General features: G+C 70.8%; 24 protein-coding genes and 1 tRNA gene. 15 read left to right on the forward strand and 10 right to left on the reverse strand.

Going from position 1 to position 25,319, the window contains the following annotated elements:
• Positions 1 to 5: 5 nt before the first annotated feature.
• The 9 genes from ABD259_RS08565 (at position 6) to ABD259_RS08605 (ending at position 8,387) form a co-directional block, all read left to right on the forward strand.
• A complete protein-coding gene (locus ABD259_RS08565) occupies positions 6 to 1,196 on the forward strand; it encodes a thiolase family protein (RefSeq protein WP_344161382.1) in 1,191 nt (396 codons plus the stop codon).
• Positions 1,193 to 1,990 carry a protocatechuate 3,4-dioxygenase subunit beta gene (gene pcaH / locus ABD259_RS08570; protein ID WP_412759468.1) on the forward strand — a complete coding sequence of 266 codons (798 nt, stop codon included), beginning with the start codon at positions 1,193 to 1,195 and terminating at the stop codon, positions 1,988 to 1,990. The genes ABD259_RS08565 and pcaH overlap by 4 nt, the downstream gene beginning before the upstream one ends.
• Positions 1,990 to 2,589, forward strand: a complete 600-nt coding sequence (pcaG, locus tag ABD259_RS08575) for a protocatechuate 3,4-dioxygenase subunit alpha (RefSeq protein ID WP_344108054.1) — start codon at positions 1,990 to 1,992, stop codon at positions 2,587 to 2,589. The genes pcaH and pcaG overlap by 1 nt, the downstream gene beginning before the upstream one ends.
• A gap of 236 nt (positions 2,590 to 2,825) precedes the next feature.
• Positions 2,826 to 4,166: a 3-carboxy-cis,cis-muconate cycloisomerase gene (pcaB, locus tag ABD259_RS08580; RefSeq protein WP_344108140.1), complete on the forward strand. Its 1,341-nt coding sequence runs from the start codon at positions 2,826 to 2,828 to the stop codon at positions 4,164 to 4,166.
• Complete coding sequence (gene pcaD, locus ABD259_RS08585) at positions 4,163 to 4,951, forward strand: 3-oxoadipate enol-lactonase (protein WP_344108052.1); 789 nt, start codon at positions 4,163 to 4,165, stop codon at positions 4,949 to 4,951. Before pcaB ends, pcaD begins: the two co-directional genes overlap by 4 nt.
• 32 nt (positions 4,952 to 4,983) lie before the next feature.
• On the forward strand, positions 4,984 to 5,424 hold the full coding sequence (gene pcaC / locus ABD259_RS08590) for a 4-carboxymuconolactone decarboxylase (protein ID WP_344108050.1): 441 nt from the start codon (positions 4,984 to 4,986) through the stop codon (positions 5,422 to 5,424).
• Positions 5,425 to 5,573: 149 nt separating this feature from the next.
• Positions 5,574 to 6,749 carry a 4-hydroxybenzoate 3-monooxygenase gene (locus tag ABD259_RS08595; protein ID WP_344108047.1) on the forward strand — a complete coding sequence of 392 codons (1,176 nt, stop codon included), beginning with the start codon at positions 5,574 to 5,576 and terminating at the stop codon, positions 6,747 to 6,749.
• A 355-nt stretch (positions 6,750 to 7,104) separates the two neighbouring features.
• Entirely contained in the window at positions 7,105 to 7,986 is an 882-nt protein-coding gene (locus ABD259_RS08600) for an SAM-dependent methyltransferase (RefSeq protein WP_344108045.1), read from the forward strand.
• Between the two features lie 113 nt (positions 7,987 to 8,099).
• On the forward strand, positions 8,100 to 8,387 hold the full coding sequence (locus ABD259_RS08605; protein ID WP_344108043.1) for a hypothetical protein: 288 nt from the start codon (positions 8,100 to 8,102) through the stop codon (positions 8,385 to 8,387).
• Between the two features lie 155 nt (positions 8,388 to 8,542).
• On the opposite strand, the gene ABD259_RS08610 is transcribed toward ABD259_RS08605, so the two are convergent.
• A complete protein-coding gene (locus tag ABD259_RS08610) occupies positions 8,543 to 9,532 on the reverse strand; it encodes a GlxA family transcriptional regulator (RefSeq protein WP_344161385.1) in 990 nt (329 codons plus the stop codon).
• A gap of 72 nt (positions 9,533 to 9,604) precedes the next feature.
• On the opposite strand from ABD259_RS08610, the gene ABD259_RS08615 reads away from it, so the two are divergent.
• Positions 9,605 to 10,252, forward strand: coding sequence for an HD domain-containing protein (locus ABD259_RS08615; protein ID WP_344161388.1), 648 nt, complete (start codon positions 9,605 to 9,607; stop codon positions 10,250 to 10,252).
• A 225-nt stretch (positions 10,253 to 10,477) separates the two neighbouring features.
• Here ABD259_RS08615 and ABD259_RS08620 read toward each other — a convergent pair.
• Positions 10,478 to 10,550: transfer RNA gene (locus ABD259_RS08620), tRNA-Asn, on the reverse strand.
• 280 nt (positions 10,551 to 10,830) lie between these two features.
• On the opposite strand from ABD259_RS08620, the gene ABD259_RS08625 reads away from it, so the two are divergent.
• Both ABD259_RS08625 and ABD259_RS08630 read left to right on the forward strand, forming a co-directional pair.
• A complete protein-coding gene (locus ABD259_RS08625; protein ID WP_344161391.1) occupies positions 10,831 to 11,142 on the forward strand; it encodes a hypothetical protein in 312 nt (103 codons plus the stop codon).
• Between the two features lie 240 nt (positions 11,143 to 11,382).
• The gene (locus tag ABD259_RS08630) at positions 11,383 to 12,057 is read left to right on the forward strand and encodes a hypothetical protein (RefSeq protein ID WP_344161394.1); all 675 of its coding nucleotides are present in this window, start codon (positions 11,383 to 11,385) and stop codon (positions 12,055 to 12,057) included.
• 32 nt (positions 12,058 to 12,089) lie between these two features.
• Here the strand turns inward: ABD259_RS08630 and ABD259_RS08635 are convergent, their stop codons facing one another.
• The 4 genes from ABD259_RS08635 to ABD259_RS08650 all read right to left on the reverse strand — a co-directional run bounded on the left by ABD259_RS08635 (position 12,090) and on the right by ABD259_RS08650 (position 16,124).
• Entirely contained in the window at positions 12,090 to 12,920 is an 831-nt protein-coding gene (locus ABD259_RS08635; protein ID WP_344161397.1) for a phosphoenolpyruvate hydrolase family protein, read from the reverse strand.
• A gap of 3 nt (positions 12,921 to 12,923) precedes the next feature.
• Positions 12,924 to 14,177, reverse strand: a complete 1,254-nt coding sequence (locus ABD259_RS08640) for a Tm-1-like ATP-binding domain-containing protein (protein WP_344161400.1) — start codon at positions 14,175 to 14,177, stop codon at positions 12,924 to 12,926.
• Complete coding sequence (locus ABD259_RS08645; protein ID WP_344161403.1) at positions 14,174 to 14,593, reverse strand: cupin domain-containing protein; 420 nt, start codon at positions 14,591 to 14,593, stop codon at positions 14,174 to 14,176. The genes ABD259_RS08640 and ABD259_RS08645 overlap by 4 nt, the downstream gene beginning before the upstream one ends.
• A 265-nt stretch (positions 14,594 to 14,858) precedes the next feature.
• On the reverse strand, positions 14,859 to 16,124 hold the full coding sequence (locus tag ABD259_RS08650) for an erythromycin esterase family protein (RefSeq protein WP_344161406.1): 1,266 nt from the start codon (positions 16,122 to 16,124) through the stop codon (positions 14,859 to 14,861).
• Between the two features lie 120 nt (positions 16,125 to 16,244).
• Here ABD259_RS08650 and ABD259_RS08655 point away from each other — a divergent pair, with 120 nt between their 5' ends.
• Positions 16,245 to 16,985, forward strand: a complete 741-nt coding sequence (locus ABD259_RS08655; RefSeq protein WP_344161409.1) for a TioE family transcriptional regulator — start codon at positions 16,245 to 16,247, stop codon at positions 16,983 to 16,985.
• Between the two features lie 144 nt (positions 16,986 to 17,129).
• Here ABD259_RS08655 and ABD259_RS08660 read toward each other — a convergent pair whose 3' ends face one another.
• Both ABD259_RS08660 and ABD259_RS08665 read right to left on the reverse strand, forming a co-directional pair.
• A complete protein-coding gene (locus ABD259_RS08660) occupies positions 17,130 to 18,014 on the reverse strand; it encodes an alpha/beta hydrolase fold domain-containing protein (RefSeq protein WP_344161412.1) in 885 nt (294 codons plus the stop codon).
• A gap of 53 nt (positions 18,015 to 18,067) precedes the next feature.
• Positions 18,068 to 18,916 carry a nitroreductase/quinone reductase family protein gene (locus ABD259_RS08665; protein WP_344161501.1) on the reverse strand — a complete coding sequence of 283 codons (849 nt, stop codon included), beginning with the start codon at positions 18,914 to 18,916 and terminating at the stop codon, positions 18,068 to 18,070.
• 718 nt (positions 18,917 to 19,634) lie between these two features.
• On the opposite strand from ABD259_RS08665, the gene ABD259_RS08670 reads away from it, so the two are divergent.
• On the forward strand, positions 19,635 to 20,123 hold the full coding sequence (locus tag ABD259_RS08670; RefSeq protein ID WP_344104155.1) for a hypothetical protein: 489 nt from the start codon (positions 19,635 to 19,637) through the stop codon (positions 20,121 to 20,123).
• Between the two features lie 4 nt (positions 20,124 to 20,127).
• On the opposite strand, the gene ABD259_RS08675 is transcribed toward ABD259_RS08670, so the two are convergent.
• Positions 20,128 to 23,082, reverse strand: coding sequence for an FAD-binding and (Fe-S)-binding domain-containing protein (locus tag ABD259_RS08675; protein WP_344161415.1), 2,955 nt, complete (start codon positions 23,080 to 23,082; stop codon positions 20,128 to 20,130).
• Positions 23,083 to 23,428: 346 nt separating this feature from the next.
• Between ABD259_RS08675 and ABD259_RS08680 the strand changes: the two genes are divergently transcribed.
• The gene (locus ABD259_RS08680; protein WP_344161417.1) at positions 23,429 to 23,896 is read left to right on the forward strand and encodes a pyridoxamine 5'-phosphate oxidase family protein; all 468 of its coding nucleotides are present in this window, start codon (positions 23,429 to 23,431) and stop codon (positions 23,894 to 23,896) included.
• A gap of 38 nt (positions 23,897 to 23,934) precedes the next feature.
• On the opposite strand, the gene ABD259_RS08685 is transcribed toward ABD259_RS08680, so the two are convergent.
• The gene (locus tag ABD259_RS08685) at positions 23,935 to 25,281 is read right to left on the reverse strand and encodes a glycoside hydrolase family 18 protein (RefSeq protein WP_344104149.1); all 1,347 of its coding nucleotides are present in this window, start codon (positions 25,279 to 25,281) and stop codon (positions 23,935 to 23,937) included.
• Between the last annotated feature and the right edge of the window lie 38 nt (positions 25,282 to 25,319).

Raw genomic sequence — 25,319 nt, forward strand, 5'->3', positions numbered from 1 at the left:
ACCTGATGACCGACGCGTTCGTCCTCGACGCGGTGCGCACACCGTTCGGCAAGTACGGCGGCGCGCTCGCCGCGACCCGCCCCGACGACCTCGCCGCCCACGCCATCGCCGGCCTGCTGAAGCGCGCGCCCGGGCTCGACCCGGCCGCCGTCGAGGACGTCTACTTCGGCGACGCCAATGGCGCCGGGGAAGACAACCGCAACGTGGCGCGCATGGCAGCGCTGCTCGCCGGGCTGCCCACGTCGGTGCCCGGCGCGACCCTCAATCGGCTCTGCGGCTCCGGCCTGGAGGCCGTCATCACCGCCAACCGCGCGGTGGCCGTCGGCGACGCGTCACTGATCGTGGCCGGGGGCGTGGAGTCGATGAGCCGCGCGCCCTGGGTGCTGCCCAAGCCGACCAAGGGCTTCCCGGCCGGGCACGAGACGCTGTACTCCACCACGCTGGGCTGGCGGATGGTCAACCCGCGGATGCCCGAGGAGTGGACCGCGTCCCTGGGCGAGTCCACCGAGCAGATCGCCGAGCTGCACGGCATCGGCCGCGCCGAGCAGGACGCGTTCGCGCTGCGCAGCCACTCCGCCGCCGCGGCCGCCTGGGCCAAGGGCGTGTTCGACGCCGAAGTCGTCGGTGTACCGGGGGTGGAGCTGGCGCGCGACGAGAGCATCCGGGAGACGTCGCGGGAGAAGCTCGCCGGGCTCAAGCCGGCCTTTCGGGCCGACGGCACCATCACCGCCGGCAATGCCTCGCCCCTCAACGACGGCGCCGCCGCCCTGCTGATCGGCGACGCGGCGGCCGCCGAGGCCACGGGCATCACACCGCTGGCGCGCATCGTGTCGCGGGGCGTGGTGGGGGTCGACCCGCACCGCTTCGGCATCGGCCCGGTGGAGGCGGCGGAGACCGCGCTGCGCCGCGCCGGGATCGGGTGGGCCGACCTGTCCGCGGTGGAGTTGAACGAGGCGTTCGCCGCCCAGGCACTGGCCTGCCTAAAGCTCTGGCCCGAACTGGACCCGGAGATCGTCAACCCGAACGGCGGCGCCATCGCGATCGGCCACCCGCTCGGCGCCTCCGGGGCGCGGATCCTGGGGGCGCTCGCCCACGAGCTGCGCCGACGCGGCGGGGGCTGGGGGCTGGCCGCGATCTGCATCGGCGTCGGGCAGGGACTCGCCGTCGTGCTGCACGCAGAGGAGGACAACCGATGACATCCCAAGCAGCCGCTTCATCCGACGCATCCGGCGGCCGTCCTACCGAAGAGAAGGCCGGAGCGGGCCATGCGGGCGGCGTGGAGGTGCCCGGCTATGTCCGGGACCGCGACGTCCATCCCCCGCTCGACTACCCGGGGTACCGGAGCACCGCGTTGCGGCACCCCAGCCGCCCGCTGAAGCTGCTGCCGCACATGCTGACCGAGATCACCGGGCCGGTCCTGGGCGAGGACCGGGTCGGAGAACTCGACCACGACCTGACCCGCCAGCACGACGGCGAGCCCGTGGGCCAGCGGATCATCGTGCACGGGCAGGTGCGCGACAGCGACGGCCGCCCGGTGCCGCACTCGCTGATCGAGATCTGGCAGGCCAACGCGGGCGGCCGGTACCGGCACGTGATGGACAACTGGCCGTGCCCGCTGGACCCCAACTTCACCGGTGTGGGCCGCACCCTGACCGATGCCGAGGGGCGCTACCGGTTCGTCACCATCCAGCCCGGCGCCTACCCGTGGAAGAACCACGACAACGCATGGCGGCCCGCCCACATCCACTTCTCCCTGTTCGGACGGGCCTTCACGCAGCGGCTGGTCACGCAGATGTACTTCCCGGGCGACCCGCTGTTCTTCCAGGACCCGATGTGGAACGCGATCCCGGACGAGAAGGCGCGCGAGCGGCTGGTGGCGCGCTTCGACTACGCCAACACCGTGCCGGAGTGGGCGCTGGCCTACGAGTGGGACATCGTCCTGCGCGGGCGCGAGGCCACCGTCTTCGAGTCGGAGGAGGACGACGACTGATGGAGCGCAGCACACCGGGGGATCCCGCCACGCCGACGTTTCCCACAACACCGTCCCAGACGGTCGGCCCCTACCTGCACATCGGCCTGCCCTGGCCGGACGGCCCCTTCGCTGCCGAGGAGGGCACGGCCGAGGGGATCTGGATCCGCGGCACCGTGTACGACGGGGCGGGTGAACCAATGACCGACGCGCTGGTCGAGACCTGGCAGGCCGACCCGGAAGGCCGTTTCGACCACCCCGACGACCCGCGCGGCCCGGTGGCCCGTCCCGGGTTCCGGGGGTTCGGCCGCTGCCCGACGGACGGCGATGGGGACTACGCGATCTTCACCCTCAAGCCGGGCCCGGTCCCCGGGCCGAACGGCCCGCAGGCCCCGCACATCGACATGTCGGTGTTCGCGCGCGGCATGCTGCACCGCACCGTCACGCGCGTCTACTTCCCCGACGAAGTCGAGGCGAACGCGGCTGACCCCGTGCTGGCCGACATCGACGACCCAGCGGCCCGCGCCACCCTCATCGCGCGTGTGGACGAGGAAAACGGCGGCTACCGCTTCGATGTCCGGCTGCAAGGGGAAGACGCGACCGTCTTCTTCGACATCTAGGGCGCAGAAGAGAGTGCTGAGGGGTGCTCTGGGCGGCCACTATCCGCGGGTACCCGCCCTGTTCCGCCGATGACCGCGGGCCGGGCGGGGGCATAACAGGACAGAATCGCGGCTCTTGCCGTGATCGCCGGCTGAGCGATACGCGGAGAGCACATCAGCACAGAACCAGGCGAGGAGTCGAGGTGACAGGGGTAGCAGACGCGCCCGGCGACGCGGCCGGCGGGCTGTTCGGCGGCATGTACGCGCACGGCCGCGTCGGCGCGGAGGTCGGTGACGCGGCGTGGCTGCGCGCACTACTCGACGCCGAGGCCGCGCTCGCGCGGGCCTGCGCGCGGGCCGGTGTGATCGACGCGACGCATGCGGAGGCGATCGCGGCGTGCTGCGTCCCCGAGCGCTTCGACGCGGGCGGGATCGGTCAGGCCGCGGCGGCGTCGGGGAACCCGGTGGTGCCCCTGGTACGCGAACTGACCGGGGCCGTGGGCGGCGACGCCGCGCGCCATGTGCACTACGGGGCGACCAGCCAGGACATCATGGACACCGCCGCTGTGCTGGTGAGCCGCCGCGCGAGCGCGGTGATCCGGGCGGACGCCGATGCCGTGGCCGACGGCCTGGCCGCCCTCGCCGACCGGCACCGCTCCACCCTCATGCCCGGCAGGACCCTGCTCCAGCAGGCGCTGCCCACCACCTTCGGGCTGGTGGCGGCGGGCTGGTTGCAGACGATCGGCACCGCCTCGCGGCGCGTCAACGCGCCCGCTCTGGCGCAACTCGGCGGGGCCGCCGGGACGCTGGCGTCGCTCGGGGATGCGGGACCGTGCGTCACGGCGGCGTTCGCCGATGAGCTGGGGCTGGCCGAGCCGGTGCTGCCCTGGCACACTGACCGGGGGCCGATCGCCGAACTCGCCGGGGCGCTGGCGCGGATGTGCGGAGCGGTGCGGAAAATCGCGGGCGACATCGTGTTGCTGGCCCAGACGGAGGTCGGTGAGGTCGTCGAGGCGGGCGGAGCCGGAGTCGGGGGATCGTCCACTTTGCCGCACAAGCGCAATCCGGTGGCTGCGGTGTCCGCCCGGGCCTGCGCCGGGCAGGCGGCGGGGCTGGCCGCGACACTGTACGCCGCCCAGGCGCAGGAGCACCAGCGAGCGGCGGGCGCGTGGCAGTCGGAGTGGCTGCCGATGGCCCAGTTGCTGCGCGTGACGGGATCCGCGGTGGCCTGGCTGCGCACGTCGGTGGAGCGGTTGCGGGTGGATCCCGAGCGGATGCGCCAGAACCTCGACCTGACCGGCGGCCTCCCGCTGGCCGAACGCGTCACCACCGACCTCACGCCCGACCTCGGCCGCCTGCCCGCGCACGACCTGGTGAAGGCCGCGTGCGCGGAGGCCGTGGAGTCCGGCCGCGACCTGGCGGACGTGCTGACCCAACGCCTCGACGGGCGCCGGACCGCGGCGCGGGTCGCGGCGCTCCTGGACCCGGCGGGATACCTCGGCTCCGCCGACCTCTTCATCGATCGGGCGATCGCCGCCCACCGGTCCCGCGTGGCGGACGAGAACGAGCAATTGGCGGAGGAAACGGAACACGGATGAGCATCGACGTGCACTCCACGGTCGACGGCCCGCCGGAGGCGCCCGTTGTGGTGCTCTCGGGGTCGCTCGGCAGCACGCTGGAGATGTGGGAACCCCAGGTCGCCGCCCTGGCCGCGCGCTTCCGGGTGGTCCGGTACGACATCCGGGGGCACGGCGGGTCGCCGGTTCCCGACGGGCCGTACGAGATGGCGGACCTCGGTGGCGATGTGTTGCGGCTGCTGGACCGCCTCGGCGCGGATCGGGTGCGCTTCGCCGGGCTCTCGATCGGGGGCATGACCGGCCTGTGGCTGGCCGCGCACGCACCCGAGCGCGTCGAACGGCTGGCCGTGCTGTGCACGTCGGCGCTGCTCGGCCCGGCCGACGCCTGGGCGCAACGGGCGGCGACGGTGCGGACGGAGGGGACGGGAGCCGTCGCCGACGCCGTGGTCGGGCGGTGGTTCACCCCCGGCTTCGCTGAGCGGGAGCCCGGCGTCGTGGACCAGATGCGTGCCATGGTCGCGTCCACTCCAGCGGAGGGCTACGCGGGCTGCTGCGCGGCCATCGAGCGGATGGACCTGCGGTCCGACCTGGCCGCGATCACCGCGCCGACGCTCGTCATCGCCGGTGCCGAGGACCCCGCCACGCCGCCGGAGCACGCCGAGCGCATCACCGCCGGGGTCGGCGGGGCCCGGTTGCGCGTCGTGCCCGACGCCGCGCATCTCGCCAGCTGGGAGCAGGCCGACGAGGTGAACGGGCTACTGCTCGACCACTTCGCGGCCGCGACGCCCCACCCGCACACCTCATAACCCGCGCACCTCAGAGGAGAACCGAGCCGGATATGGACCCCATGGACCAGGACAGCACGCGGGACAGTGCCCCGCACGAGGACGACGCCCGGCACGCCGCCGGGATGGCGGTGCGCCGCGCTGTGCTCGGCGACGAACACGTCGATCGGGCCGAGGCGAAGACGACCCCCTTCACCGAGCCCTTCCAGGACCTCATCACCCGCTACGCGTGGGGCGAGATCTGGACGCGGCCGGGGCTGGACCGCCGGACGCGCAGCTGTATGGTGCTCACGGCCCTGGTCGCCAAGGGGCACTGGGACGAGCTGGCGATGCACGTGCGCGCCGCCGTGCGCAATGGGCTCACCGCGGAGGAGATCCGCGAGGTGTTTCTCCAGGCAGCGATCTACTGTGGCGTGCCGGCAGCGAACAAGGCGTTCGGCGTGGCCCAGCAGGTGCTCGCGGAACTTGAGGACGGACAGGCGAGACCCGCCTAGCCTCGGGGCCTCCCCCCGCCGCGCCACCACCCCAGCGCTCCGCGGCGCCCCGGCCCTGCCTCCCCACCCCTGCCTTCCCGTCGGTCATCCGAGATGATCGACGCCAGTCACCCCACCTCCGGATGAATCTAGAAAGACCGAGGACCCCCATGCGCACCCGCGTCGGCATCATCGGGGCCGGACCCGCCGGCCTCTTCCTCTCCCATCTGCTACACCTCGCTGACGTCGAATCCGTCGTGCTGGAGCGCCGCGACCGCGCCTACTGCGAGCAGCGGCAGCGCGCCGGCATCGTTGAACACGGCGTGGCCGAAGCGCTGAACGCCGCCGGTGTGGGCGAGCGCATGGAGCGCGAGGGGTTCCGGCACGAAGGCATTGACCTGCGTTTCGACGGAGAGTCGCATCGCATCGACTTCGCCGCCCTGACCGGCCGCAGCGTCCGCCTCTACCCGCAGACCGAGATCGTGCGCGACCTTATCGCGCGGCGCACGGACGACAGCGGGCAGCTGATCTTCGAGGCCGAGGCGACCGCCATCGAGGGCGCCGAGACCGACCGGCCGCGGATCCGCTTCACCCACGAGGGCGCGGAGCAGGTCCTGGAGTGCGACTATGTGGTGGCCTGCGACGGCTTCCACGGAATCGGTCGGGCCTCCCTGCCCTCCGACGTGGTCCGCACGTTCGAGAAGGTCTACCCGTTTGGCTGGCTCGGCATCCTGGCCGACGTCGCGCCCTCGTGCGACGAGCTGATCTACGCGCACCATCCCCACGGCTTCGCGCTGCACAGCATGCGATCGGAGTCGGTCAGCCGCCTCTACCTGCAGGTTCCCAACGGCACGGACGCGGCTGACTGGTCCGACGAGCAGATCTGGGAGGAGCTGTCCACCCGGCTCGCCCTGCGGGAGGGCGGCTGGGAGCTGCAGCGCGGAGCGATCACCGACAAGGGCGTGACGCCGATGCGCAGCTTCGTCACCGAGCCGATGCGGCACGGACGGCTCTTCCTCGCCGGGGACGCGGCGCACATCGTCCCGCCAACCGGCGCCAAGGGCCTCAACCTGGCGATCAACGACGTGATGGTGCTGGCGAAGGCGCTGATCGCCGACCAGACACACGGCGACAGCGGACTGCTGGACGCCTACTCGGGCACGGCCCTGCGCCGGGTCTGGCGCGCCATGCACTTCTCCTACTGGATGACCACGCTGCTGCACGCCCAGCCAGGTGACGACGCGTTCGACGACCGGCTGCGACTCTCACACCTCCGGCACATCACGACCTCGCCAGCCGCCGCGACCCATCTTGCCGAGAACTACACCGGGATCCCGCGGATCTGACGCGCCAGAGCGGCCGTTTTTCCGGGAACGCGGCCGCGCCATGACCGTCGAGGGGGTGGTCACGGCGCGGCCGCGGTGTCCGTGGCCTCGCAGCCGTGGCCGCGGCTGGTCACCGCGTCGCACGCCGGGAACGCCAGGTGGCGTTGGGGTCCGGGTTGCGGCTCGGTACGGCGCCGACCGCGCCAACTTTTTCCGAGCCGCACACGCTGTTAGCACCCACGTCAGGAGGGGGTAAGAGCATTGAGTCCCTCTTTTTCTCGGACGAAGGACCCGAAAACGGTGACTGAAGGTAAGGGCGAGCAATACAATCCGGAGGGTTAACGCCGACTCTCCTAACCGCCCGTCGAGGACGGCCATGACCCGTTTCGAGACCCCCCGTTTCCTGAAGCATCTGGGCGCAAAGTACAATCCGCCCCAGCAGGTCGACATGACGAAGCCGAACATCGCCCGGGTCTACTCCTATTTCCTGGGGGGGAAGGACCATTTCGAGGTCGACCGGGAGATGGCGAACTACGCCGCCGAGATCGTGCCCGGCGTCAACGAGATCGCCATGGGGAACCGCGCGTTCGTCCAGCGCGCGGTCCGCTATCTCGCCACCGAGCGAGGCATCCGGCAGTTCCTGGACATCGGCTCGGGTCTGCCGACCGAAGCCAACGTGCACGAGATCGCCCACGAGGCCGACAAGGACGCCCACATCGTCTACGTCGACAAGGACCCGATTGTGCTCGCCCACGCGCGAGCGATCCTCTCCGACCTTGACACGACCGACGTCATCACGGCCGATCTCCTGCGTCCCGAGGACATCCTCACCGCGCCCGAAACGCGAAAACTCCTCGATTTCAACCAGCCCATCGGGTTGATGCTCGGCGGAATCCTGCACCACTTGTCCGACGATCAGGATCCAGGAGGCGTCACCCGGGATTTGTGCGACGCGCTCGCGCCCGGCAGTTTCCTCACCATCAGCCATTTCGCCAAGCCCGAGCGCCAGGTCCACCCGGGGGAGCACGACCGAGCGCTGAGCCTGGAACGGGCTTTCATCGACAAACTGGGGACCGGACGCTGGCGCGATCGGGAGGAGATCCTGTCCTACTTCTGCGGCTGGGAGCTGGTCGAGCCGGGGTTGGTGCCGCTGGAGGACTGGCGGCCCCTGCCGCCCCAGGCTCGCGTACCGGGGGCCTACTCGATGTCTTCCACGACGCGTCTGCTCATCTGCGGCGGCGTCGCCCGGAAGAACTGACGCGGCCGCTGGAGACCTCCCACTCGAAACCGGGGTGGGCGGCGCGGCCAGCGGTCCGCCGGTCTCCCCGCGTCCCGCCCCCGCCCCCGGCGCCGCGGAGCGCGACGTCAGCGGTGGGTCGGTCAAGCGTCGGCCCCGACAGCCTCGGTCAGGTCGTCCCAGATCCCCTCGGCGCCCTGAAGGCTCACGGACGTGTACCAGACTTCACCATCGACGTCGTGATGGTGCCGCACGACCTCGACCTCGCGGCCCCCGACGCCACCAGCGCGTCGCCACGCGCGACGGTACGGCGGTCGAGGTCCGGAGCCCCGGCCGAGGTCCTGACCCCCGCCCTGGTGGCCGAGGACTGCGGTCTGGCCTCCACGGTCATCCCCGACCGGTGTCCGGCACGCCGCTCGTGATCCCGATCGGCCCGAACACCACCGCACCCGTGACCTGAGGCGGGGGTCCGTCTCCACGGGACCGCTACAGCTGGGAGCACCTCCCGCAGATCGAGCGGATTCTCCCCCTCGGGGATAGCCCCGCCCGCTTTTCCCCCGGCACCGACCGCCTGCCATCAGTCATCCGACGCGGTGGTCAGGGAGAAGGCCCGGCGGTAGGACTGCGGCGACGTCTCGACCACCCGGGAGAAGTGGTGGCGCAGGGTGGCCGCCGAACCGAAGCCGGACCGTTCCGCGACCCGGTCCACGGCCAGGTCGGTGGTCTCCAGCAGGCGTTGGGCCCGGTGGACACGCGCCCGCAGCAGCCACTGCAGCGGAGTCGTCCCGACCTGTTCGCGGAAGTGCCGGTTGAGGCTGCGCACACTCAGGCCGGCCTGCCGGGCGATGTCCTTCAGGCCGAGCGGGCGGTCGAGATTGGCTTCCATCCACTCCAGCGTCGGCTGGAGGCCCGCCGAGGCCCCCTCGCTCGGGGGCGGCTCGTGATCCAGGTACTGCGCCTGCCCGCCCCCTCGCTGCAGGGGCATCACCAGGCGCCGGGCGGTGGCCGCCGCCGCTGAGGCGCCATAGTCCCGGCTCACGAGGTGCAGGCACATGTCCAGGCCGGAAGCCACGCCTGCCGACGTCAGCACCTGGCCGTTGTCGACGAACAGGACCGCCGGGTCCACCTCGACGGCTGGATGGCGGCGTGCGAGCTCGGCCGCGTACCGCCAGTGGGTGGTGGCCCGGCCGCCGTCGAGCAGGCCGGAGGCGGCGAGGAGAAAGGCTCCGGTGCACACCGAGGCGATACGCACTCCGCTCTTGGCGGCGCTGCGCAGCGCCGCGACCGCGTCTTCGGGTGGCTCGTCCAGGAACCCCTCGTACCCGGGGACCACGATGGTGTGCGCCTGTCCCAGGGCGTCGGACCCCCAGGACGGGTGAAAGGAGAACGCGCCGAATTGTTCGGCCGTCGCCATTGGGCCCGGCCGCAGGGCACAGACCCGGATCTCGTAGCGGGGCCGCTCACCCGCGTCCGCGGCCATCCCGAAGACCTGGCAGGGAACCGACAGGTCGAAGCCGACCACACCGTCCACCGCCAAAACCGCCACGACTCTCTCCACGCTCGTCATGGCTAGAATTTAGCACCCTGTGGCATTCTGGCCACTGGGCCGGGGCGGACGACCGCAGCATGATCGTTAGGTATGAGCGATCTCTTCACCAGATTCGACTGCCCCGACACCACCCTGACCCGAGCGGCCTGGCGGTTCGTCACCGACGCCCAGGAGCTGTTCTTGGCCAACCACAGCGCACGCACCTACCTGTTCGGCCGTGCCCTCGCCGAGGGGCACGGCCTGCGCGCCGGACGCGACTTCGACGACGAGCTGCTGTTCCTGGGCTGCGTCCTGCACGACCTCGGCCTGGCAGGGACGGGTGACAACCGACAGCGCTTCGAGGTGGACGGGGCGGACCGCGCAGCGGGCTTCCTCCGAGAGGAGGGTGTCGATGCGGAACGCGTCACGGTGGTGTGGGACGCCATCGCCCTGCACACCTCCGTCGGCATCGCCGAACGCAAAAGCCCGGAGATCGCCTTCACCCACGCGGGAGCGGGCTGCGACCTGTTCGGGCCGCCACGCGACGCCCTGGCCAAGGAGTACATCGCCGACGTGCACGCGGTTTTCCCCCGGCTGAACGTGGGAGACGCCATCGCGAGCGCGGTGGTCGAGCAGGCGGTCGCGAATCCGGCCAAGGCGGCGCCCCTGACCTTTCCCGCCCACCTGGCGGCGGAACTGCGGCCTGGAGCCCTGGCCCTGCCGACGTGGAGCCAGATGACCAGTGCGGAGCACTGGTGACCGACTCCGCTCCGCGTTCCGGTGCCGCCGGTCATCGTCCTCGGCACCGGTCGCCCGGCGGGCTGGGGAAGGGCTGAGCGGCGGCCGCGAACGCGCCCGTGCGGGCAGCGGTATGCCTGGGATGCCGCCGGGCCGCCCAGCGGGACCGCGGAGCGGCCCGAGCGCACACCTCCCACGCAACGACAGGAGCCCACCGGCATGCCGGTGGGCTCCTGTCAGTGGATGCTCCCGCGACTGGACTCGAACCAGTAACCTGCCGGTTAACAGCCGGCTGCTCTGCCGATTGAGCTACGCGGGATCGTGCTCCGTGTCGCCCTGGGGCCTGCGCTCCCTGGCGACGTGAAATACATTAGCGCACTTTCCGGGGTGCTCGTGACACGTTTTAGGCCCCGCACCCCTGTGGGGTGGGGCACGCGCGAATGCGAACTGCGGGCGCTGGCCGGGTCGTCATTGTTTTGTCGCAGGTCAGGCCCAGGGTACGCCGCGCTCGGCGACGTCCCTGGCCGCGAACGGCGCACGCGGTAACGTCGTATACATCAGCACCGTCGGATCAGCACGAGTGACGCCGAGAGGGACCCATGCGCTACCGGATCACCTTCGCCGCAGGCCTGGCTATCGGTTACGTCCTGGGGGCCAAGGCAGGCAAAGCCCGTTACGAGCAGATCGCGCGCACCGCTCGCCGCATCGCGGAGAGTCCCGCCGTTCAGGAGACCGCGGGGCTGGTGGGAGCGCAGGTCAACAACGCGGGCAAGGCCGTGTACACGAAGGTCAACGAGAAGCTCCCCGTGGACTCCGTCAAGGACTTTCTCGCCCGTCCCACCGACGAGGAGAGCGACGAGCTGCGCACCAGCGACCTCAACGGTTCCGGCCCTGACGCACCCACACGCTGAGCTGCCATTGCCGTGGAGGCGGATGGTCCGTGCCGCCGAGAGGACCGGGCGAAATGCGAGCCGCAGCGAGGCGACCGCAGGACACAGGCCGACGGCTAGCGGGGGCGCCTGTCCGGGACTGGCGCCGAGGGGCGAATCGAGTGCGGCCGATCTGGCATCTAGGATTCCCTGCGGCCGATTCATGCCGTTATGCACCGGCCGCACCGAGACACCCCGAAAAGACAGATCGAGGAACCTGGTTTGCACTCCCCTCGTCCTCTCCCCTCCGCCGGACGGTTCATCGCCTGGAGCCTGGCAGCGTCGCTGATGCTCGCCGGCTGCGGCTCGCCCGACGAACCGGCCGATCAGCAGGCCCAGGCTGCCGATTCCGGCGACGACAACGCCACCACCGAGCAGAAGGAGTCCGCGGCTCCGGACATCGACGTCAAGGACCCCATGGACCTCGCCCCCGAGGACGCCTGCACGTCCGTGTCGGGGAAGACCCTGGTCGAACTCCTCGGAGAGGACCTCAAGAAGAGCGGTGCCGACCTCGGTAAGCCCGACGCCGGGGACCTGGACAAGCTCGACCACTTGAGCATGTCGTGCATGTGGGTCGGCGTGAACATGGATCCCGGTGAGGCCTTTTCGTTCAGCTACGACTTGGACATCTATCCGAAGCCGGCGATCACCGAGTGGTCCCTGGAGGACTACAAGGAGAAGGCCGACCCAGACGTCGAGCTCGGCGATTACGCGTTCTTCGAGACCAACGAGGACGGCAAACGGATCCGGCTCCGGCTTATCGACGGGCAGGCCCACCTCGACCTCACCTATGACGCTCGCACCGGCACGGACATGCGGGACGCCGTCGTGTCCGAGAAGGAAATGCGAAAGCGCGCCCTGACCGCCGCCGAAGAGGTCCTGGACTCCGTCGGCTGACCCGCCATGCGGCCGCCCCTGTGGACACGCGCCTACAGCGTGAGCTCCGTGAACGCCCGGGTGCGCGCCGTCAGGGCCTCTTCGACCGGAAGGCGTTCCATCGACGAGGCGCCGTAGAAGCCGTGGACGTTCTCGCAGGTGCGCAGGATGAAGGCGGCGTCGTCCGGCTCGGCGATGGGGCCGCCGTGGCACAGCACCATGACGTCGCCGCGCACGTCGCGGGCGGCCGCTGACCACGCGTCGATGCGTTGCGCGCACTCTTCCAGGGTGAGCGCGGTTCGCGCGCCGATGCCTCCGCCGACGGTCAGGCCCAGGTGGCAGACGATGACGTCCGCCCCCGCCTCGGCCATGGCGGCGGCGTCCTGCGCGCAGAACACGTAGGGCGAGGTGAACAGGTCAAGGGCGTGGGCGCGGCGGATGAGTTCGACCTCGTGGGCGTAGCCCATCCCGGTCTCCTCCAGGTTGGCGCGGAACACGCCGTCGATAAGTCCCACGGTGGGGAAGTTCTGCACCCCCGAGTAGCCGAGCGCGGCCAGGCGCGGCAGGAACTCGTCGGGGTCGTAGAAGGGGTCGGTGCCGTTGACTCCGGCGAGGACCGGGGTGTCGCGCACCACCGTGACCACCTCGCGCGCCATGTCCGCGACGATCTCGTTGGCGTTGCCGTAGGCGAGCAGCCCGGCTAGGGAGCCGCGGCCCGCCATCCGGTAGCGGCCGGAGTTGTAGACGACCAGGAGGTCCGCACCGCCCGCCTCTTGGCACTTCGCCGACAGCCCGATGCCGGCGCCGCCTCCGATGATCGGGGCGCCGCGCGCCCGCTTGGCGTGCAGGCGCTCCAGGATGCGCTCTCTGGGAATCCCCGCCATGTCTCAGTCCCCCTTCGTGTGCGCGGACGCGCGCATCAGGTCATCCAACAGGCCGACCGCGGTGTCGGCGAACTTCGGGTCGTTGATCTCCGTGTCAAGCTCGACCAGGCGCACCCCGGTGCCCTCCAGCCCGGCACGCACCGCCGCGAACAGCTCGGCGTCGGCGGCCGGGGCGTGGAAGGGACCGCCGTCCACCGACAGCGCCGAGATACCGCGCAGCGGCAGCACGACCGCAGCGGGCGCCTCCAGCGCGGCCACGCGCTCGGCGAGCCGGGCGCCCAGCTGCGCGCATTCCTCCGCGCAGGTCCGCATCAGGGTGACCGCCGGGTTATGGACGTGGAGCAGCCGACCGCCAAACCTCTCGGGCACCGTGTCGGCGGCACCGAAGTTCACCATGTCCAGGGCGCCGACCGATACCACCCGCGGCGTTCCGGGCCCGCCGCACGTCAGCCGCGTCGGACCGGCCGACATCACCCCGCCGGCGAGCTCGTCGGCCAGCTCGGTGGTGGTCAGGTCCAGCACGCCGTTCAGCGCGCCCTGGTCGACCAGCGACTCCAGGGTGCGCCCGCCGATACCGGTCATATGGAACACCAGGACCTCGCGGCCGCGCTCTTCCAGCAGCCGCCGCGCGCGGGTGACTGCCGGGGTGGTGACGCCGAACATGCTCGCCGCGACGGCGGGTCCGGCGGCACGGTATTCGGGCGGCGGGGCGGCCATCATCCCGGCGACAGCGCCGCAGGCGTTGGCCAGGATCCTGGCCGACACCGAGTTGAGCCCCGCCACGTCCACAACGCTGGGCATGAGGACCAGGTCGCTTTCGGCGACGTAGGGGCGGGTGTCACCGGAGGCCGCTGTGGAGACGGCGACCTTGGGCACACCGAGCGGCAGGGCGCGCAGCGCGTGCGCGGCGATGGAAGTGCCGCCGGTGCCGCCGACCGCCAAGGCCGCGTCCAGTCGCCCCTCGGCACGCAGGCGCAGCACAGTGGCCCGGGCGCCTTCGGCCATGGCGGTCACGGCCGCGCCGCGGTTGCCCGCGCGCGCCAGCGCGGCGGTGTCGTGACCGGCGGCCCGGGCCACTTCGGTGCGCGGAACATCGGGCGCGACCGAGCACGATGCATCGGGCTCATAAACCCCGCAGTCGACCACGACCGGCCGCAGCCCGGCGTGCAGGAGCCGGTCGCGTACGTACCCGCACTCGGCGGCCTTGGTGTCGAGGGTGCCCAGCACCGCGACGGCGCGGCCGTCCCGCCCGCTCACGCGTTCTCCATCGCTGGGTTCCGGTCCGCCGGAACCTCGCGGAAGTCGGGCGCGGCGCGCAGCTCCTCCTCGGCTCCGGCCGGTCCGTACACGACGACCAGCCGCAGCACGTCCCACCCGGCGTTGTGGGTGGAGCGCGGGACGCCGCGTGGGATGTGCACGGTGTCCCCGGCCGCGATGGGGAAAGCGGGACTATCGCCCACGGTCTGCTCCCCCGTTCCGGACAGGACGTAGATGACCTCGTCGGAGCCCTTATGCAGGTGGCGTTCATGCCCCTTGCCAGGGAACACCACGACATCGCCGACCGTGACCGCGGTGCCGGGGACCGTGCGCGCGGAGACCCGCCATCTGATCCGTCCCCAGGTGAAGAGCTGGGTGGGCGGGTCCGGTGGAGTGCCGTCAAAGGACGTGGGCATGGGGGGTCGCCTCCATCTTCACGACGGAATTATGGGCGCCGGAGCGCATGCGCACGAGCCTGCCCCGCGAGGGAGCGTGGGGTCAACGGCCGATTCCGGACAGTATCTGGCCCCGGACGCCCGCACGTGTCCGAGGCGGGGGCGGTAGACCATCAAGCTCGACCGGCCCCACCGGCCGATGCCCCGGTTCGGTCCGCTCTTGCGTCTGCCCGGCCGGTGAGTCGTGCCGCGCGTTCCGGGAGACGCATAACGACGCGAGGTCGGCTTAGGCGGAGCTGGAAGCGATGTTCTTTGTGAAGATCACTCCATCGGTCTCCGCCAGGTGGTCGGGGTCCAAGGCGAAGAAGTAGCCGTCGCCGGTCCTCTGATCGGGGCGCCGAATGGGTTCGGATTCCGTGGCGTCCAGTGCCGCGGCCAAGCGACGGGAGTCGAGGACATAGTGGTCCTCCGGGAGGGTGCACAGAATCCCTTCAACGGTGTCTTCGCCCGGAGTGTCCACGCCGTGGTGCTGTGCGCTGCCCAAGGCCGAGGCGATGACGGCATAGTGATCACCGATCCGTGGGTCGATGATGGCCCCGGCGCTCCACCACTCCAGGGTCTGGTCGCCCATCTGGCAGTCGCTCCTGTGTCGCTGGAGGTGAAGGTTGTGGGCGAAGACCAGGGTCGGGCCTTGCCGGGCCTGGTTCGCGGCGATGGCGTTGAGGTTGTCGGACATCATCGCATCGCGCATACTCATCAGCCGCTGCCAGCGAGCGGGGGACGTGTCGGCCATTGTGGCGTGGTAGCGGAGCAGGCCTGCTGCGGTGCGGCCGTGGAAATGGGCCAGCCGCCAGTCGGCGGGTGAGGTGGCGGAGACCAGATGCGGGGACTCCGACGTGAGGAGTGCCAGAAGGTCATCGGTGATGAGGCGGAGTTTCGCGACGTCTGAGGAGGAACCCACCGACTGGGACGGGTCCATCATGGCATCCGGATGGGTCCAGCGCTCGTCGTCACCGATCAAGGCGTCGATGGCGTCGAACGTGCACGGCCGCCGGTCGATGTCCACGTGGGGCGCAAGGTAGTCGTACAGCGCCGTGAGGACCAGGCGGGGGCTGGGCGCGCCGGTGATCTCCGTCGGAGCGTCGAATCCGAAGAAGCGCAGGCGGTCGTCGCCGGGCTGGCCCTGGTTGTAATCGCGCATCCACTCGACGAGTTCGCGGTTGGCCGCCGATTTTCCGAAGCCGTGGCTGAAGCCGCGCTTCATCACGTCGTCGAGCGATCCCGCTCCCTCCGCGATGTAGTCGTCGACCATCAGACCGGCCACGCAGTCGCTCTCGATAGCGATCGACCGGTACCCCTCGTGCTCGACCAGGTACTGGAAAACCCGGTTACGCAGCTGGGGAAACGCCTCTTCCCCGTGCATGGGCTCGCCGAGGCCCAGGAGGCGCGGCCGAGTCGGGAGCGCGTCAAGAAACGACGCGAGCGCCGCTTGGAAGCTCGTGTCGTCGGAGTAGGCCCAACCGGCGTCGTGAATGGAAGGACGAGTCGTCATTTCGAGCCCTGTTCTCTTCGATGAATTCGCTACTCCTTAAACCGTATCCTTGAATCTCCAGTGTAATGTTGGAGTCGATTTATCGCGGAAGACGCAGAAAAAGTCTCAACGGGGGGAAACATGCACCGGGAGCGGCTTCGGCCAGTCGACCTCGCGCGTGAGCACGGCTTGTCGACGCAGGCGGTGCGGAACTATGAGGAGGCGGGCATTCTCCCGCCAGCGGAACGCACGCCCGCGGGTTATCGGGTCTATGGCCCTCTGCACGCCCGGGCGCTGCGCGTCTTTGTGGCTCTCGTGCCCGCGCACGGCCACCCCACGGCGACGGCGATCATGCGGGCCGTGGACGAGGGGGATGTCGAAAACGCTCTCACGATGATCGATGAGAGCCACGCGCAGCTGCTCAAGGATCGGGAGACCCTCAAGGCCGTCGAGCATGCCCTTGGGGACCTGGAGCAGCCGTCCGACCGCCCCTCGTCGACCCGAACGGGGCCGATGTTCGTCGGGCCGCTGGCCCGGCAACTCGGGATCCGGCCCGCCACCCTGCGGAAATGGGAGCGGGCCGGGTTGATCCGTCCGCGGCGCGACCCCGCGACCGGTTATCGCGTCTATTTTCCTGGCGACGTGCGCGATGCGCACCTCGCCCATCAGCTCAGACGCGGCGGGTACCTGCTGAATCAGATCGCTCCACTGCTTGAGCAGGTGCGGTCCGCCGGAGGGCTGGAGCCCCTGGAGTCCGCGCTGAAGGATTGGCGCGGCCGACTCACCTCGCGCGGTCACGCCATGCTGGCGGGAGCGGCCGAGCTTTCCGCCTATTTGCGGGAGCGCGGTGATCGCCTGCCGCCCGACGGTGGGGGCCACTGAGCTGTTACGCGCGATGCCGGTTTCCGCCTCACCCTCTCCGTTGATCTCGGCGATAGCGACGGAATACCCGACAGAATTCGGTCGGTATCGCCGAGATCAACGGAGAGGTTGGCGTCAACGACGGTGAGAGCTCAGGAGGTACCCTCACGCACCGCTGTCTAGGTGGTCGGCCCAGGTCGTGAGGCGGGAGAGGAAGGTCGTACCGGTCGTCGGCATGGCCTCGTTGAGGATCACCGCGTGGAACGCGTGCGGCATCCTTTCATAGATGTCGAGGGTCGCCTCGACACCGGCCGCCGCAGCAGCGTCGGCGAATCGACGGGCGTCGTCCAGCATGAGTTCGTCGCCTCCCGCGACCAGCAGGACGGGCGGTAGGCCATGCAGGTCACCGAAGACGGGTGACTGCGGGGCTTCGTCGGGGGCGGCCCCGTTCAGGTAATCCGCGGCCAGGGTGCCGCCGATCGCTCCGCTGATGACGTCCTTGCCCTCGTTCGCTGTCATCGACGGACTGGAGAAGGTGAGGTCTGTCAGCGGGCAGACCGCCACCGCCCCGCCCGGCAGAGCGGTTCCCTCCTCCTTCAGCACCAGCAGCGACGACAGCAGGAGCGTCGCACCCGACGACTCCCCCACCAGGATGATCCGCGACGCGGGGACACCCTGGTTGAGCAAGCTCCGGTAGGCGGCCGTCACATCGTCGATGGCCGCCGGGAAGGGGTGGTCCGGGACGAGGCGGAAGTCGACGCGCAGTCCGGGGCGGCCGGTAGCGCGCGAGAGACGGTGGGTCAGGACGCGTTCGGCGTCCGGGTTGGTGAAGCGGAACCCGCCGCCGTGTACGTACATGAGCACGCCCGCCGATATCCCCCGGCGGTCGGCATCGACCCAGTCCCCGGGGACGCCCCCGGTGCAGGGGAGAAGATGGGTGGTGTCGGCGTCGGCCGGGATGTCGGCGATGGCCGGCGGCCATGTGGAGATGAGTTCACGGACGGCGGCTCGCTCATCAACGGTGGCGTCGATGCGGAAGGTGGTGGGCACTGCTGTCTTCCTTTCGTGGTCGTGGACTGGGCACGCGAGGTTTGCCGCGGCCATCAGGAGATGGCGCCGTTCAGGAGCGGGATCAGTTGTTCTTCCTCGTAGTCGAGGTGCGCCTCCACCGCGGCGATCAGGCTGTCGACGTCGGCCAGCGCCTGATCCGCATCGACATCGCGGCCGGAGATATCCGATATGCGGGACTGGAGGTCCTGGAGCAGACGCTCCAGGACCTTGTGCTCGGCGCCCAGCCGGTCCAGGACCGGCGCCAACTCGGGGCGCTGCGCCCGCAGACCGGGGAGCATGCCGCCGTCCTCCATGGCGTGGTGGTGGTCCAGCCCCTGACAGACCGTGAGGCAGTTGACGCGCAGCTGCGCGCCGAGCAACCCTGGCCCACTGGCGGCGAATTCGGCCCGCACCAGGGACAGCTCCCTACGGAACGCGTCGTGGATCGCCTTGAGGCCGTCGCCGGGCGGCAGGTTCGGCGGGCTCCCCTCAAGCGGCTCAAGCGCGATGACGGGCAGCAGCCGTTCGGCCCTGACCTGGTACTCGCCCCATCCCGCGTCGGCTTCGACCGCGCGGGCGAACATGCGGTCGCGCTCGTCGCCCCGCAGCACCCGGGCCTCGGCGGTGTAGGTGAAGACGCCGTCCTCGACCGTGACCCGCGGGTCGGCGAGGATGTTGTGGTACCAGGCGGGGTGGCGCGGCGCGCCCCCTGCCGAGGCGATGATGATCTTGCGCCCCGTACCCCCGTCGGGCAGGTAGCCCAGCGGGGTGGTGCGGCGGAGCCCGGTTCTGGCTCCGGTAGTGGTGAGCAGGATCAGCCGGGCGCCCTCGAAGAATCCGCCGACGCGGCCGCGGTTGGCTCGGAATTCATTGATGACCTGCTGATGGAATTCGGTGGTTATGGACTCTCTCCTGTTCTCGCGTCATTACACGCACACGCGTGCTCTCGAATGCATTCTTGAGGCGGCGTTGTGCCGTGGGTCAGGGTCGAAAAGACGGCCGTTGCCAACGCGTCGGACATCCGGGTCGGACATGCTGCTCCGAGCCGCGGATCTGGGGAGGCGTCGGCGAAGCCGCGTACGGGAATCAGGCCGCTGAGCGGCTGAGAAGCGCGCGTAAGGCTCACACAGGGCGAGGTGGGAAACCTCGCGGAACGCGGAGCGGGCGCAGGCGCGATGCGCTAGATGAGTCCAAAGAGGCGTGTGGTCACGACATCTTCTCCGGGTACAGTGCCGCCCACTCGCCGCCTTACATGCAGCGGCGCCACGCAGACACGGGTGACATTCAATCCGCAATTTTCGGGACCGTCAAGTCCTGCGGTCAGAACTCAGCGCGGCCTCGCTTATCGGACAGGTGTCTATGGGTCACACACGTGATTTCCGAGAGTGCTGCGGCAGTGGCCGGCTGAGAGCGGGAAGGCGGGTGAAGCCGGCCGCGCGGGGTCAGCACGGTCCCCTCCCGCCACGCGACCGCGAGGCCGGTGGTGTCGCACGGGGGTGCGGACGGCGGTGGAGCGCTCGCGTTCTCGTTCCCCGGAGTGACAGCGTGTTTCCGACCCCCAGCTGCGGTGTCTTGTGCTGATCGCCGGACGCCGACGCTCCGCCCACATAGGTTGAGAATATGAATCCACTGCGCCGCAACGGTCTGTCCCGCCAGGCCCGCGCCCGGTTGGGGCTGGAACGGGGAGAACGGGTCCTCGCGCACGCGGAGGCGGCCGAGGGGACCCTCGTGGCGACTACGCGCGCCCTGCATCTGCCCGACGGACACGCCGCCCCTTGGGAGACCATCGACCGCGCCCGCTGGGGCGAGTCGGGGTTCCGCTTCACCGAGGAGGGCGTGGGCCAGCGCGTGTACACGATTGCGCACCCAGGGCGGCTGGCCGAGACCGTACAGGAGCGGGTGACCGCGACCATCGTGGTGAGCAACCGCTACTCCCTCACCGGCGACCCCGGCGGCCCCGGCTTCACCCTCGTCGCCCGCAGGCCGCCGGGCGAGTCCGACATCACCTGGCGCGTCCACCTCGACGAAGGCGTCCACCCCGATGACCCGCGGCTGAACGAGGTCGTGCCGCGGGCCCTGGCCGCACTGCGGGCGCAGACCGGTGTTTAGGCTGTCACTGCTGCGTCTTCTGGCTGACCCGTCGATGGAGTCCCCGCGCTAGCGCCTCGGCCAAATGCAGTGCGGGGCGACCGGTGTGCTGCTCGATCTGGGTGCGGCAGCTGAAGCCGTCAGCCAGAACCAGGGTGTCGTGGGCGGCGGCGCGGACGGCGGGGAGCAGGACGCGTTCGCCCACCGCCGTGGAGACGTCGTAGTGCTCGGCCTCGAAGCCGAAGTTCCCGGCCAGGCCGCAGCAGCCGGAGTCGAGCACCTCCCCGTCGATGCCCGCCCTGTCCATCAGCTCGCGGTCGGCGTCGAAGCCGATGACGGCGTGCTGGTGGCAGTGCACCTGGCTGATCGCCGCGGCGCCGATGTGCGGCGGGCTCCAGTCGGGGGCGAAGGCCCGGAGGAATCCGGCGAGGGTATGCACCGACTCCGCGACCCGGTCGCTCTGCTTCCCCGGCACTAGCTCCACCAGGTCGCTGCGGAGCGCCGCCGTGCAGCTCGGCTCCAGTCCCACGATGGGGACACCCGCGGCGACGTGGGGGGCCAGAGCGCGCAGCGACCGGCGCATGACGGCACGGGCCACCCCGAGCTGGCCGGTCGACACCCAGGTGAGCCCGCAGCACACCTGCCCCCGCGGGAGGACGACGTCAAAGCCCGCCGCCTCCAGGACCCGCACGGCCGCAACGGGCACCTGCGGGGTGAGGTGGTTGCCGAAGGTGTCCGGCCACAGGAGGACGGTGCCCCGGTGGTCCGTGCCCGTGTGGGTCCGGCCCGATGCGCCGATAGGACGGCGGGCCGCGGCCCCGCGGTTGCGCCGGAACCAGCGGGCGAAGGTGGTGCGGGAGAACTCCGGAATGGCGCGCTGCGGCGCGACCCCGCCCAGCCGCTTGAGCGCGTCGCCGAGGTACCGGGCGCCGCCGAGCCGGTTCACCTCGGCCGGGGCCACGGCCGCCAGCCGTGCCCACAACGGGAGCCAGCCCATCGAGTAGTGCGAGGCGGGGCGCACACGCCCCCGGTAGTGGTGGTACAGGAACTCGGCCTTGTAGGCGGCCATGTCGACGTTGACCGGGCAGTCGCTGCGGCAGCCCTTGCACGACAGGCACAGGTCGAGGCTGTCGCGGACCTCCTCCGAGCGCCAGCCGTCGGTGATGACCTCGCCGTTGACCATCTCGAACAGCATCCGCGCCCGGCCGCGGGTGGAGTCCTTCTCCTCGCGGGTCACCATGTAGCTCGGGCACATCACGCCGGGTCCCTCGTGGCGGCGGCACTTGCCCACGCCCGAGCAGCGGCGCAGGGCGCGGGCGAAGTCGCCCTGGTCCTCCGGGTAGGCGAGCATGGTCAGCGGTGCGCGGGGCACGGCCGGGACGCGGAGGTCGGCATCGAGCGGCTTGGGGTCGACGATGATGCCCGGGTTCATCCGGTTCTCCGGGTCCCAGATGGCCTTGAACTCGCCGAACGCCTGGCAGAGCCGCTTGCCGTACATGCGCGGCAGCAGCTCCGAGCGCGCCTGGCCGTCGCCGTGCTCGCCGGAGATGGAGCCGCCGTGCGCCGCGACGAGGTCGGCGGCCTCCTCCATGAAGGTGCGGAAGCCGCGCTGCCCGGCCGGGTCGCCCAGTTCGAAGTCGATGCGGATGTGCATGCATCCCTCGCCGAAGTGCCCGTAGGCCACACCGTCACGGCCGTGCCGCCGCATCAGCGCGTCGAACTCGCGCAGGTAGGAGCCGAGGCGCTCGGGCGGGACGGCGGCGTCCTCGAACCCGGACCACGCCTCCGCGCCGTCGGGGGTGCGTGAGGTCAGCCCGGCGCCCTCCTCGCGGATGCGCCACAGGGCCCGGGTGTGGGCCGGATCGGTGACGACGGCGGCCTCCAGCGGGCGCGCGGCGCCCGTGAGCCCGCGGACCAGGGCGTGGCCGGCCGCGGCGGCGTCGTCGCGGTCGGCGCCGCCCATCTCCACCATGAGCCAGGCGCGCCCCTCGGGCAGGGCCACGCCCGAGCGCGCCCCCGGACGGTCAAGCCCGGCGACGAGGCGGTGGTTAAGGCCTTCGACGGTGAGCGGGCCGTGGTCCAGGAGTTCGGGGACGGCGTCGGCGGCCGACGGGGCGTCGGGGTAGCCGAGCACCACCAGCGCGCGGGCGGGCGGGGCCTCGGCGAGGCGCACGGTGGCGCCGAGGACGGTGACGCAGCTGCCCTCGGTCCCGGTGAGGGCACGGGCGATGTGTCCGCCGTGTTCCGGAAGCAGGCGGTCGAGCGCGTATCCCGAGACCCTGCGCGACAGCTGGGGCATGTTCGTGCGCAGGTCGGCCATGTAGGTGGCGGTGAGCTCGCGCAGCGCCGCGTAGATCCGGCCCTCGGGGGTGGGCAGGGCGGCGCGGCGGTCGAGCTCCTCGGCGGAGGTGGCGCCGACGGTCATCCGGGTGCCGTCGTAGAGGAGGACGTCGAGGGATTCGACGTTGTCGGCGGTGGTTCCCCACGCCACCGAGTGGGCACCGCAGGCGTTGTTGCCGATCATTCCGCCGAGTGTGCACCGGCTGTGGGTGGAGGGGTCCGGGCCGAAGGTGAGGCCGTGGGGCGCCGCGGCGGCGCGCAGGTCGTCGAGGATGAGTCCGGGCTGGACCCGCGCGGTGCGGGCCGCGGGGTCGAGGTTGTCGATCGCGGTGAGATGGCGTGAGGTGTCGATGACGAGCCCGGACCCGATGGCGTTGCCCGCGATGCTGGTGCCGCCGCCGCGGGGGGTCAGCGGGACGCCGTGGGCGCGGGCGGCGGCCACGGCGGCGATGATGTCGTCGGTGGTCCGAGGGAGGGCGACGGCGAGGGGCACGTGCCGGTAGTTGGAGGCGTCCGCGGTGTAGAGGGCGCGGGCACCCGGCCCGAAGGACACGGTGCCGGAGAACTCGGCGTGCAGGGCACGCCGGAATTCGTCCACGTCGATGTCGTCCGGTGCTGCGATGGTGTGAGGGTCGGCCATATTCCCCACCCTGGCGCCGCCGCTGGGCGGCTGACAACACCGCCGCGCCGCCCTGTGGGTACCGGTCGCGGTTCCGGTCGTCCGACAACTGCCCCGGGCGGGAGGGCCCCGTGGGGCGGCTGTGGCTCGTGCGCGTGTCCCGGCTTTTCGAGGGCGCGTCCGCCGGTCTTGGGGAGGAGCGAGCGTCGATCGTGCGCACGGGCTCCGCCGCGACCAGCGGACGACCTCGACGGCGCCGCCATGGCTTCGAGGTACGCGCGGCGCGGTTGGGGCCACGGTGGTCGCGCTGTCATTCCCGATCCTTCCTGACACTCGGTGTCAGTCTCTGGGCCGATACTCCTCTTCCATGACGACGCCATGGCAAACGTTCAATGATGAGGCACCCGATCTCGCGGCGGCGGTACGCGCCCGGTTCACGGCCGCCAAGCACCATGTCCTGGCCACGCTGCGCGCGGACGGCGCGCCCCGCGTCAGCGGGACGGAGGTGGCGTTTCACGGTCAGGACATCGTTTTCGGCTCCATGCCGGACGCGCTCAAGGCCCGCGACCTGCAACGCGATGGGCGGTTCGCCCTCCATGCCAACCCGGGCGACGGGTCGATGGAGGGCGGCGACGCCAAGGTTTCGGGGACGGCCGTGGAGGTGACCGACCCCGAGGAGCTGGAGTCCTTTGGTCAGCCGGGGCAGCCGCCGGGTCCCTTCCATTTGTTCCGACTGGAGCTGTCCGACGCCGTGCTGACCTCGGTGGAGAACGACCGACTGGTGATCCGGCGGTGGCGCCCCGGTGCCGGGGTCACGCGCTTCAGTCGGACGTGAGGCGTGACGGGGCGGCGCTCCCGGCCGCCCCGTGGCGCTCACTCGCCCTGTTCGAGTGACTCGTCCATGGCGGTGACGAGGTCGGCCTCGGGGTCCATGTCGAGGTTCCACATCATCAGCCCGCCCAGGTTCATCTCCCGGACGTAGGCGCCCTTCATCCGGACGATCTCGGGGGTGTCGAACGTCCACCACTCGTTGCCGTCGTACAGCCAGTAGGCGCCGTTGATCGGGTCGTGGAAGCGTCGGCCGCTGCGGTACTTGAGTTCGCCGTATGGGTCGACGGCCTCGCCGTAGGTGCCCTCCGCGCCCGAGTCGGCCGGGGCGTAGCGGCCGAAGTTCTCGGGGCTCACCCCGGTCCAGCCGCGCCCGAAAGCGGGGAAGCCGAGCAGCAGCTTGTCCGGGGGCAGCCCGTAGTCGAGGTAGCGGCGCACGGTGCGGTCGGTGCTGGCGTCGTTGGGCGCTCCCTCAGGCGCGTACAGCTGGGAGTGGTGGTCGGTGACGTCGCTCCAGGCACCGGTGAAGTCATAGCCCTGGACCGTCGCGAAGTCGATCGCGTCGAACATCTCCGGTTCGTAGCTGGTCGTGAGCTGGTCGGTGCCGTTAGCGAGCGAGACCGACAGGTCGTAGCGACGCCCGGTCTCGGCCTCCAGCTCGTCCATCTGGCGCCGGAACTCCTTGACGGCCAGGGTGAGGTTGCGGCGGTCGTCGGGGCTCTCGGTGTTGCCCTCCTTGCCGCCGGACACCGGCCACTCCCAGTCGAGGTCGATGCCGTCGAAGGCGCCGGCGGCGACGCCCTCACCGCCCTGGGGCTCCTCTTCCAGGACGGGAAGGTCGCCGCGCAGCCACAGGTCCAGGCAGGAGGAGACGAACTCGCGCCGCGATTCCTCGTCCTTCACCGCCTCGGAGAAGTAGGTGGACCAGTTCCACCCGCCCAGGCTCAGGCTGACGCGCAGGTCGGGGTATTTCTCCTTGAGCATGACCAGCTGGTTGAGGCTGCCGGCCAGCGGCTGCTCATAGCTGTCGGCCTCTCCGTTGAGGCTCTCCTCGGCCTCGTACCGCCGCTGGTACAGCTCCCACGGCTGGTCGGAGTCCTCAGGGATCGAGCACCGGCCTTTTTTGTCGACGTAGCCGAACGCCCAGATGATCCGCGTGAGGTGGTCGGCCGCCCCGCTCTGGGCGACATCCTTGATGAGGTAGTCGCGGTTCGCGGTGTTCCAGTCGGCGAAATAGGCCACCCGCTCCAGCCGGTCGTCGCCGCGCCCGCTCCCGGAGTCGGTGATCGCGCTGAACGCGCTGAAGAACAGGGCGCCGAGGGCCACGGCCGCGACGACCCCGATGAGGGCGGGCCTGCGCCGCCCGACTGGGTTCAGCTTCTGAGCCGGCATCACCCTCGAAGGTAGCCCTTGCCCCCGCACCTTCGCAT

The organism is Nocardiopsis rhodophaea (genome assembly GCF_039530945.1).
Classification (GTDB): domain Bacteria; phylum Actinomycetota; class Actinomycetes; order Streptosporangiales; family Streptosporangiaceae; genus Nocardiopsis_C; species Nocardiopsis_C rhodophaea.

Bases quoted from the DNA above. Each gene is read 5' to 3' on its own strand.
- ABD259_RS08600 (WP_344108045.1), top strand. From the start codon at position 7,105: ATGACCCGTTTCGAGACCCCCCGTTTCCTGAAGCATCTGGGCGCAAAG.
- pcaH (WP_412759468.1), top strand. From the start codon at position 1,193: ATGACATCCCAAGCAGCCGCTTCATCCGACGCATCCGGCGGCCGTCCT.
- pcaB (WP_344108140.1), top strand. From the start codon at position 2,826: ATGTACGCGCACGGCCGCGTCGGCGCGGAGGTCGGTGACGCGGCGTGG.
- ABD259_RS08595 (WP_344108047.1), top strand. From the start codon at position 5,574: ATGCGCACCCGCGTCGGCATCATCGGGGCCGGACCCGCCGGCCTCTTC.
- ABD259_RS08565 (WP_344161382.1), top strand. From the start codon at position 6: ATGACCGACGCGTTCGTCCTCGACGCGGTGCGCACACCGTTCGGCAAG.
- pcaC (WP_344108050.1), top strand. From the start codon at position 4,984: ATGGACCCCATGGACCAGGACAGCACGCGGGACAGTGCCCCGCACGAG.
- ABD259_RS08685 (WP_344104149.1), bottom strand. From the start codon at position 25,281: ATGCCGGCTCAGAAGCTGAACCCAGTCGGGCGGCGCAGGCCCGCCCTC.
- ABD259_RS08645 (WP_344161403.1), bottom strand. From the start codon at position 14,593: ATGCCCACGTCCTTTGACGGCACTCCACCGGACCCGCCCACCCAGCTC.
- ABD259_RS08650 (WP_344161406.1), bottom strand. From the start codon at position 16,124: ATGACGACTCGTCCTTCCATTCACGACGCCGGTTGGGCCTACTCCGAC.
- pcaG (WP_344108054.1), top strand. From the start codon at position 1,990: ATGGAGCGCAGCACACCGGGGGATCCCGCCACGCCGACGTTTCCCACA.
- ABD259_RS08675 (WP_344161415.1), bottom strand. From the start codon at position 23,082: ATGGCCGACCCTCACACCATCGCAGCACCGGACGACATCGACGTGGAC.
- ABD259_RS08670 (WP_344104155.1), top strand. From the start codon at position 19,635: ATGAATCCACTGCGCCGCAACGGTCTGTCCCGCCAGGCCCGCGCCCGG.
- ABD259_RS08615 (WP_344161388.1), top strand. From the start codon at position 9,605: ATGAGCGATCTCTTCACCAGATTCGACTGCCCCGACACCACCCTGACC.
- ABD259_RS08635 (WP_344161397.1), bottom strand. From the start codon at position 12,920: ATGGCGGGGATTCCCAGAGAGCGCATCCTGGAGCGCCTGCACGCCAAG.
- ABD259_RS08625 (WP_344161391.1), top strand. From the start codon at position 10,831: ATGCGCTACCGGATCACCTTCGCCGCAGGCCTGGCTATCGGTTACGTC.
- pcaD (WP_344108052.1), top strand. From the start codon at position 4,163: ATGAGCATCGACGTGCACTCCACGGTCGACGGCCCGCCGGAGGCGCCC.
- ABD259_RS08610 (WP_344161385.1), bottom strand. From the start codon at position 9,532: ATGACGAGCGTGGAGAGAGTCGTGGCGGTTTTGGCGGTGGACGGTGTG.
- ABD259_RS08680 (WP_344161417.1), top strand. From the start codon at position 23,429: ATGACGACGCCATGGCAAACGTTCAATGATGAGGCACCCGATCTCGCG.
- ABD259_RS08655 (WP_344161409.1), top strand. From the start codon at position 16,245: ATGCACCGGGAGCGGCTTCGGCCAGTCGACCTCGCGCGTGAGCACGGC.